Genomic DNA, 8,562 nt, shown 5'->3' on the forward strand with positions numbered 1-8,562 from the left:
CCGCCCCGCGCCACAGCGTGTCGCGGTGCTCGACGCGGAAGAAACCCATGTGGCCGATCTTCTTCACGCCGATGTCGTTCGGCGAGATGCTGACGATGTCGGGCTTGGTGGCGGTGAAGCCGGAGCAGAGCAGCTCGACCGCGGTGCGGGTCGCCCAGGGATCGTCGGTGAAGCAGACCGCGCGCAACGGGCTCTTGTAGTTGTGGAAGTTCTCGCGGGTATCGAGCGTGGAGTCGCCGAACAGATAGCGCTCCTTCATCACCCAAGCCGACCCATTGCAGGTGCGGCGCCTCCATCTCGCTATCTGAAGGAAAGGAACCCGGAACTGCTGGGCGTGTTGTGCCTTCAGGAGGAGCGCATGGACAGCTTGACCAAGCGAGAGCGGCCTGATCGCTCGAAGAGCGATATGCACCAGGCGCACGAAGTCAAACATTGGACTCATGCGCTCAACGTAGCGCGGGAAGAGCTGCAGGCCGCAGTTGACAAGGTGGGCAATTCGGCCGCCACCGTCCGGAAGCAACTCAGATTGGCTGGAGCAGCGGAAAATGACCATCCGGTCATGGCTGCGAAGGAGTAGGTCACGCTGGGCAATCGGATTTAGGGCTTGGCTCGGTCTGGCCCTGATGGCAGGAGGCCTGTTGTTCCTAACCATCCATCTGGGTGAGAGCGTAAGGAAATCGGCAGAAGGGAAGATGCCCACGCCCATATGGCCGGCAGCAACACCAACGTCGCCGACTTTACCGAACGACAAGTAGAGACGACAGTTAGAAGAGGGTCTGGTTTCGGAAATAGTCCCTGCGCTTGTCACAGCCGATCAGCGTCCGCTCACTCCCAGTTCAGCGCGCCGCCGTTCTGGTATTCGATCACCCGCGTCTCGAAGAAGTTCTTCTCCTTCTTCAGGTCCATCGCTTCCGACATCCACGGGAATGGATTCTCCGTTTCCGCGAATACCGGTGGCAGGCCAAGCTGCGCGCAGCGGCGGTTGGCGATGAAGTGCATGTAGGTTTCGCATAGCGCCGCGTTCAGCCCGAGGAAGCCGCGGGGCATGGTGTCCCGACCATACGCCGCCTCCAGTTCCGCCGCCTCGCGGACCATGCCGCGCACCTCGTCCTGAAAGGATCTGGTCCACAGATGCGGGTTCTCGATCTTGATCTGGTTGATGACGTCGATGCCGAAATTCAGGTGTATCGATTCATCGCGCAGGATGTACTGGTATTGCTCGGCAATGCCGACCATCTTGTTGCGGCGGCCGAGCGACAGGATCTGCGCGAAGCCGGTGTAGAACCACATGCCCTCGAAGATAAGGTAGAAGGCGACGAGGTCGCGCAGAAAAGCCTGATCCGCTTCCGGCGTGCCGGTCTTGAAGTCGGGATCGTCGAGATGCTGGGTGTGCTTGAGCGCCCAGGCCGCCTTGTCGGTGATCGAGGGCACCTCGCGGTACATGTTGAACAGCTCGCCCTCGTCGAGGCCGAGGCTTTCGACGATGTACTGGAAGGTGTGGGTGTGGACGGCTTCCTCGAACGCCTGACGCAGCAGATATTGCCGGCATTCGGGGTTGGTGAGGTGACGGTAGATCGCCAGCACGATGTTGTTTGCAACGAGGCTCTCGGAGGCGGCGAAGAAGCCGAGATTGCGCTTGATGGCGCGGCGCTCGTCTTCGGTCAGGCCGTCGCGCGACTTCCACAGCGCGATATCCGCCTGCATGGAGACCTCGGTCGGCATCCAGTGATTGTTGCAGCCGGCGAGATATTTCTCCCACGCCCATTTGTACTTCAGGGGTAGCAGTTGATTGACGTCGGCGCGGCAATTGATCATGCGCTTTTCGTCGACGGAGACGCGGCCGCCGCTGCGATCGATCGTGCCGAGGCTGGTTGTTTCAGACAAGGGCAGAGGCGCAATGGCCAGCGACACGGGCAATTGACGCGCGGGTGCAGAAGGTTCGGACCAATCGAGCATGTTGATATTCCTTGCCTCGGCCCTTACTGGCACGCTTCGCAGCCGGGATTGTCGATCGAGCAGGCGACGGCGCCGGACAGGTCGGGCGCCGGTGACATCAGCGCGACCGAGGAGACGGCATTGAGCTTGCCGTCGGTTCCCTTCAGGGTCGACTTCTCGACGTGGGTCGCGCTGCGCGAGCGCAGGTAGTAAGTCGTCTTCAATCCGCGCGACCAGGCGAGGCGATAGAGCGCGTCCAGCTTCTTGCCGGAGGGATTGGCGATGTAGAGATTGAGCGATTGCGCCTGGTCGATCCATTTCTGCCGGCGCGCGGCCGCTTCCACCAGCCAGGCGCTGTCGATTTCAAAGGCGGTCGCATAGAGCGCCTTGAGGTCGTCAGGGATGCGATCGATGGCGCCGACGCTGCCGTCGAAATATTTGAGGTCGTTGACCATGACCTCGTCCCACAGCCCGCGCGCCTTCAGATCGCGAACCAGGTGTTCGTTCACGACGGTGAAATCGCCGGACATGTTCGACTTCACATAGAGGTTCTGGTAGGCCGGCTCGATCGATTGCGCGACGCCGCAGATGTTGGAGATGGTCGCCGTCGGTGCGATCGCCATCACGTTGGAATTGCGCATGCCGACGGAGCGGACGCGCTCGCGTAAGTCGCCCCAGTCCCGCGACGACGTGCGATCCATCTCGGCGCTGCCGCGTGCCTCTGCCAAAAGTTCGATGGAATCGATCGGCAGGATGCCCTGGTTCCACAGCGAGCCCTCGAAAGAGGGATAGCGGCCGCGTTCGGCAGCGAGATCGACCGACGCCGAGATGGCGTAATAGGAGATCGCTTCCATGCTGGTATCGGCAAATGCCACCGCAGCTTCGGAAGCCACAGGCAGCCGCAGCAGATGCAGGGCGTCCTGGAAACCCATCAGGCCAAGGCCGACCGGACGGTGTCGCAGGTTCGAACGTCGCGCTTCGGGAATGGTGTAGAAATTGATGTCGATGACGTTGTCGAGCATGCGCATCGCCGTCGTCACCGTCTTCTTCAGCCGCGCCTCGTTCAGTCCTCCATCCCGGATATGATTTGCCAGGTTGATCGAGCCGAGATTGCAGACCGCGCTCTCCTCGTCCGAGGTGTTGAGGGTGATCTCGGTGCAGAGGTTCGAGGAATGGATCACGCCAGCATGGCGCTGCGGCGAGCGGAGATTGCAGGGATCCTTGAAGGTGATCCAGGGATGCCCGGTCTCGAACAGCATGGTCAGCATCTTGCGCCAGAGATCGACCGCGCGGACCTGTTTGAAGACACGGATTTCGCCGCGCGCCGCCCTGGCTTCATGGAAGGCATAGCGCTCGGCAAAGGCCTTGCCGTAGAGGTCGTGGAGATCGGGTGTCTCGTCTGGGGAGAACAGCGTCCATTCGCCGTCGGCTACCACGCGCTGCATGAACAGATCTGGCACCCAATTCGCCGTGTTCATGTCGTGGGTGCGGCGGCGGTCGTCGCCGGTGTTCTTGCGCAGGTCGAGGAACTCCTCGATGTCGATGTGCCAGGTCTCGAGATACGCGCAGACCGCGCCCTTGCGCTTGCCGCCCTGGTTGACCGCGATCGCAGTGTCATTGGCGACCTTCAGGAAGGGCACCACGCCCTGGCTTTGGCCATTGGTGCCCTTGATGTGCGCCCCGAGTCCGCGCACGCGGGTCCAGTCGTTGCCGAGGCCGCCGGAATATTTGGCGAGCAGCGCATTGTCCTTGATCGACTTGAAGATGCCGTCGAGATCGTCAGCGACCGTGGTCAGGAAGCACGACGAAAGCTGCGGCCGCAGCGTGCCCGAATTGAACAGGGTGGGCGTCGAGGCCATGAAATCGAATGAGGACAATAGGTCATAGAACTCGATCGCACGGCTCTCGCGGTCGATCTCGCGCATTGCGAGCCCCATGGCGACGCGCATGAAGAAGGCTTGCGGCAACTCGATTCGGTTGCCGCTGGCGTGGAGGAAATAGCGATCGTACAGCGTCTGCAGCCCGAGGAACTGGAACGACAGGTCGCGCTCGGGCTTCAGCGCCGCGGCAAGCTGCTTCAGGTCGAAGCGGCCAAGTTCGGGATCAAGCAGTTCGGACACGATGCCGCTCTTGATATAGGCCGGAAAGTATTCGGCATAGCGCACGGCCATGTCGGCTTGGGAGGCGGCCGTGGGCGCCCCCTCTATATAGGAGAGCACCTCGGTGCGCAGCTTGTCCAAGAGCAGCCGTGCGCTGACATAGGCGTAGCTCGGCTCCTGTTCCACCAGCGTGCGCGCGGCCATCACAGAGGCAAGCGCCAGCTCGTCCTGGCTGATGCCGTCATAGATGTTGCGGTGCGTTTCGGCGATGACCGGCGCGGCGTCGACGCCGTCGAGTCCGGCGCAGGCTTCGCCGATGATCAACGCCAGCCGCGCGCCGTCGAGCCGCGTGCGTACACCGTTCGGCAGCGTCACATGGATGACGGGCTCGCCCGGCACGGTGGATTTTGCCGCAGTCTCTTCAGCGCGCTTGCGGGTTCGCTCCTCGCGATACAGCACATAGGCGCGCGCCACCTTGTGGTGCTCGCTGCGCATCAGCGCCAGCTCGACCTGGTCCTGCACGTCCTCGATGTGGAAGGTGCGGCCCTCGCTGGCGCGGCGCGACAGCGCGCTGACGACGTCGGCCGCCAGTTGCTCGACGATCTCATGCACGCGGCGCGAGGCGGCTGCCGTATGCCCCTCGACGGCGAGGAACGCCTTGGTCATCGCCACCGAGATCTTGCTGGCGTCGAACCGCGAGACCGTGCCGTTGCGCCGGATCACTTGCATCGGCGGTTGGGCTTCTGCTGCTGCGAGCGACACGGCGCGCAGTTGGATGAGCGGTGCTGGCTTGGCTTCGCGTTCGACAGAGAGCGACATCTTGGACCCCGTGATGTTGGGGCTGGATGTCGAAGAGGGCGCTGCGTCAGTAGCCGGCGCGGCACGCCGGCATAGGTCTGCGAGCGACCGCCGGGACACCCCGCCCGTGGACGTGTTTTCGGTGTCCCGGCAGGTCTCCTGGCTCGCAGGTCGCCGTTGCTCCCTGTCTTCCCAACGCGATGCCGCGTCAGTGACTTGGATCGGAAGCAACTCACTGCTTACAGTTGCGGGGGCAGCGCCGGATTCTTGCGCGAAACTCGCGCGATTCACCGGCTTCCCTCTTAGCCACCAAGCCTTGGGGCATGGCGGACCGTGACGCCTACATCTGGTGTTATTTGTCGCAGGCTGTCAATGCCCCGGCGACGCCGTATCCAAAATTTCGGTCAGGCTGTGCAAAGGCTGTGAAAATCTTCTCGCGCAGATCGCGGCACTGAGCCGAGTTGACGGCTACGCCACCTTGCCGATAAGTGAGTGCGTCGTGGTTCTCCGGGGAAAGTATTTCCGGAGCTAAGAGGGAAGCCGGTGCAATGCCGGAGCTGCCCCCGCAACTGTAAGCGGCGAGCCGCTGTCCAACAAAGTCACTGAAGCCCGCAAGGGCTTCGGGAAGGCCGGACAGAGCTGTGACCCGCGAGCCAGGAGACCTGCCTCGACAACATACACGTCCTCGGGCGGGGTGTCCCGGTGGTGCGGTTGCGATTCCCGCACGTGGCCACCGCGTTGCCGGAATCCAGACGTGTCACTTCGGCCTTTGCCCCCAACTCATTGGGGTAAGCCAAATGTCCTCCTCTACGAACGCTTCACTTGCCGTCGCCACTCTCGGCACGCCGCGGATCGGTCCACGCCGTGAACTCAAGCTCGCGCTTGAGAGTTTTTGGTCCGGAGCCTCGAACGAGCAAGCGATGATCGAAACCGGCATAGGGCTGCGCGCCGCTAACTGGGCGCGGCAGAAGCAGCTCGGCGTCACCGTTATTCCTTCCAACGACTTTTCCTTCTACGACCAGCTGCTCGACACTGCCGTGATGGTCGGTGCGATCCCGGACGCCTATGGCTGGAAGGGTGGCGCGGTGCCGCTTGCAACCTATTTTGCAATGGCACGCGGCGCCGACGGCGATGCGCACGATGAGGCCTGCGACCATGCTCATCACAGCTCTGGCGTGCCGGCGCTGGAAATGACCAAATGGTTCGACACCAACTATCACTACATGGTGCCGGAGCTGAAAAAGGATCAACGCTTCACGCTCGCCTCGCGCAAGCCGATCGAGGAGTATGAAGAGGCCGGTGCGCTCGGCTACCACACGCGCCCCGTGCTGGTCGGCCCCGTCACCTTCCTGAAGCTCGCCAAGAGCAAGGACACCGGCTTTGATCCGCTTTCGCTGCTCGACCGGCTGCTGCCCGTCTATGTCGAGGTTTTGCGCGAGCTGGCAAAGAGCGGCGCCGATTGGGTGCAGGTCGATGAGCCGTGTATGGTGCTCGATCTCGATGAGACTGCGCAGAAGGCCTTGCAGCAGGCTTATGCGGCGTTCGCCAGGGAAGTCCCGCAGATCAGGATCATGCTGGCAAGCTATTTTGGTGCGCTTGGCGGCAACCGCGATATCGCCTTTGCCCTTCCCGTTGCCGGCCTGCATCTCGATCTCGTGCGCGCGCCGGAGCAACTCGACGAGGTCGCAAGGATCGCGGACGACTGCGTGATCTCGCTCGGCGTGATCGACGGCCGCAACATCTGGCGTACCGACTTGACGAAGGTTCTCGATCGGATCGAGCCCGTCATCGCCAGCATCGGCAAAGAGCGTGTGCAGATCGCGCCCTCCTGCTCACTGTTGCATGTGCCGATCGATCTTGGCCTCGAAAGCAACATCGATCCGGAGGTGAAGAGCTGGCTTGCATTCTCGATCCAGAAGATCGAGGAACTGGCGGTGCTTGCGGCAGCGACCGGGCGTGGCCGCGAGTGTGCGGAACAAGCGATCGAGGCGTCCGATGCCGCGGCATTGGCCCGCAAGACGTCACCTCGCATTCACGATCCGAAGGTCACGCAGCGCCTTGGCGGTATCGACGACGCGATGCGCCGCCGTGCCAGCCCATTCGGGGAGCGTGCCGTTACGCAACACCGAAGATTCAAGCTGCCGTCATTCCCGACCACGACTATCGGCTCGTTCCCGCAGACGACGGAAATCCGCAAGGCCCGTGCGGCGCACGCCAAGGGCGAGCTGAGCGATCTCGGCTACAAGACCTTTCTGCAAAACCAGACCAAGCGTGCGGTGCGCTGGCAGGAAACCGTCGGCCTCGACGTGCTCGTGCATGGCGAGTTCGAGCGCAACGACATGGTGCAATACTTTGGCGAGCAGCTTTCAGGCTTCGCCTTCACGGAGAATGCCTGGGTTCAGTCCTATGGCTCGCGCTATGTGCGCCCGCCGATCCTGTTCGGCGATGTCTCGCGGCCGGTGCCGATGACGGTCGAGTGGTGGCAATACGCGCAGTCGCTTACGGAGAAACCCATGAAGGCGATGCTGACCGGGCCGGTCACCATCCTCAACTGGTCGTTCGTTCGTGACGACATTCCCCGCAGCGAAGCCAGCCGGCAGATTGCGCTGGCGATCCGCGATGAGGTAGCCGATCTCGAGGCGGCCGGCGCCGGAATGATCCAGATTGACGAGGCGGCGCTCCGCGAGGGACTGCCGCTGCGCAAAACCGAGTGGAAGATCTATCTCGACTGGGCCGTCGACAGTTTCCGCATCTGCTCCTCGGGCGTACGCGACGAGACGCAGATCCACACCCATATGTGCTACTCCGAGTTCAACGACATCATCGACGCGATCGGCGCCATGGATGCCGACGTGATCTCGATCGAGACGTCGCGCTCGAAGATGGAGCTGCTCGACGCGTTCAGGAATTATCGATATCCGAACGAGATCGGCCCCGGCGTCTACGACATCCATTCGCCGCGGATCCCCGAGGTCGGCGAGATGACGGAATTGCTCAAGCTGGCGCGGCAGCGCCTGTCCGATGCCCAGCTCTGGATCAATCCGGATTGCGGTCTGAAAACCCGCAAGTGGGAAGAGGTGAAGCCAGCGCTCGCCAATATGGTCTCCGCCGCCCGTGACCTCCGGGCGCTGGCGTAATGCCGGCGCCTGTCCCGTCTCTCTGATCGTACACGCAAGGAGAGCCATGCGCTTCTGGATCGAATGCACGCGCTTTGAGACGGGGCAGGCCGTTCACATCAACATCGGCCTCGTCGGCAGCATGTGGCGCGACGGCAACCGCACCGTGCTCGCCTTCGTCGGGGGCGATGCCCGGACCATCGAGGTCGGCGAGACGCCCGAGCAAGTTCTCGAACGACATTTCGGTGGGCCTGGAATGGCATGTCAACGGAATGGCTGAGGCCTACTGCTCCTCCTGCAGCCATTCCGCCGCGCCGCGCCACAGCGTGTCGCGGTGCTCGGCGCGGAAGAAGCCCATGTGGCCGATCTTCCTCGCGCCGATGTCGTTCGGCGAAATGCTGACGATGTCGGGCTTGGTGGCGGTGAAGCCGGAGCAGAGCAGCTCGACCGCGGTGCGCGTCGCCCAGGGATCGTCGGTGAAGCAGATCGCGCGCAGCGGGCCCTTGTAGTTGTGGAAGTTCTCGCGGGTATCGAGCGTGGAGTCGCCGAACAGATAGCGCTCCTTCATCACCCAGCCGACCCATTGCAGGAAGGCGTCCTTCGGCAGGTCCATG

5 protein-coding genes, 2 pseudogenes and 2 riboswitches are annotated in these 8,562 nt (G+C 62.7%); of the genes and pseudogenes, 3 read left to right on the plus strand and 4 right to left on the minus strand.

What is annotated here, in order from left to right:
- Positions 1–265 (minus strand): annotated as a pseudogene (locus tag ACT4OC_RS20240) (alpha/beta fold hydrolase); the annotation flags it as partial.
- A 93-nt stretch (positions 266–358) separates the two neighbouring features.
- Here ACT4OC_RS20240 and ACT4OC_RS20245 point away from each other — a divergent pair.
- Positions 359–577 carry a DUF3606 domain-containing protein gene (locus tag ACT4OC_RS20245; RefSeq protein ID WP_444840810.1) on the plus strand — a complete coding sequence of 73 codons (219 nt, stop codon included), beginning with the start codon at positions 359–361 and terminating at the stop codon, positions 575–577.
- A 248-nt stretch (positions 578–825) separates the two neighbouring features.
- Here the strand turns inward: ACT4OC_RS20245 and ACT4OC_RS20250 are convergent, their stop codons facing one another.
- The gene (locus tag ACT4OC_RS20250; protein WP_444840811.1) at positions 826–1,956 is read right to left on the minus strand and encodes a ribonucleotide-diphosphate reductase subunit beta; all 1,131 of its coding nucleotides are present in this window, start codon (positions 1,954–1,956) and stop codon (positions 826–828) included.
- Positions 1,957–1,979: 23 nt separating this feature from the next.
- On the minus strand, positions 1,980–4,853 hold the full coding sequence (locus tag ACT4OC_RS20255) for a ribonucleoside-diphosphate reductase subunit alpha (protein WP_444840812.1): 2,874 nt from the start codon (positions 4,851–4,853) through the stop codon (positions 1,980–1,982).
- 111 nt (positions 4,854–4,964) lie between these two features.
- Positions 4,965–5,183: riboswitch (cobalamin riboswitch) on the minus strand.
- Positions 5,184–5,315: 132 nt separating this feature from the next.
- Positions 5,316–5,516: riboswitch (cobalamin riboswitch) on the plus strand.
- Positions 5,517–5,629: 113 nt separating this feature from the next.
- Between ACT4OC_RS20255 and metE the strand changes: the two genes are divergently transcribed.
- Both metE and ACT4OC_RS20265 read left to right on the plus strand, forming a co-directional pair.
- Positions 5,630–7,969, plus strand: coding sequence for a 5-methyltetrahydropteroyltriglutamate--homocysteine S-methyltransferase (gene metE / locus ACT4OC_RS20260; RefSeq protein ID WP_444840813.1), 2,340 nt, complete (start codon positions 5,630–5,632; stop codon positions 7,967–7,969).
- Between the two features lie 46 nt (positions 7,970–8,015).
- Entirely contained in the window at positions 8,016–8,228 is a 213-nt protein-coding gene (locus ACT4OC_RS20265) for a hypothetical protein (RefSeq protein WP_444840814.1), read from the plus strand.
- Positions 8,229–8,231: 3 nt separating this feature from the next.
- On the opposite strand, the pseudogene ACT4OC_RS20270 reads toward ACT4OC_RS20265, so the two are convergent.
- Positions 8,232–8,562, minus strand: a pseudogene (locus ACT4OC_RS20270) (alpha/beta fold hydrolase); the annotation flags it as partial.

This window comes from Bradyrhizobium sp., assembly GCF_052389815.1.
GTDB lineage: Bacteria > Pseudomonadota > Alphaproteobacteria > Rhizobiales > Xanthobacteraceae > Bradyrhizobium.

Excerpts from the sequence above, each read along its gene's own strand:
- ACT4OC_RS20245 (WP_444840810.1), top strand. The coding sequence starts at position 359 with ATGGACAGCTTGACCAAGCGAGAGCGGCCTGATCGCTCGAAGAGCGAT.
- ACT4OC_RS20250 (WP_444840811.1), bottom strand. The coding sequence starts at position 1,956 with ATGCTCGATTGGTCCGAACCTTCTGCACCCGCGCGTCAATTGCCCGTG.
- ACT4OC_RS20255 (WP_444840812.1), bottom strand. The coding sequence starts at position 4,853 with ATGTCGCTCTCTGTCGAACGCGAAGCCAAGCCAGCACCGCTCATCCAA.
- metE (WP_444840813.1), top strand. The coding sequence starts at position 5,630 with ATGTCCTCCTCTACGAACGCTTCACTTGCCGTCGCCACTCTCGGCACG.
- ACT4OC_RS20265 (WP_444840814.1), top strand. The coding sequence starts at position 8,016 with ATGCGCTTCTGGATCGAATGCACGCGCTTTGAGACGGGGCAGGCCGTT.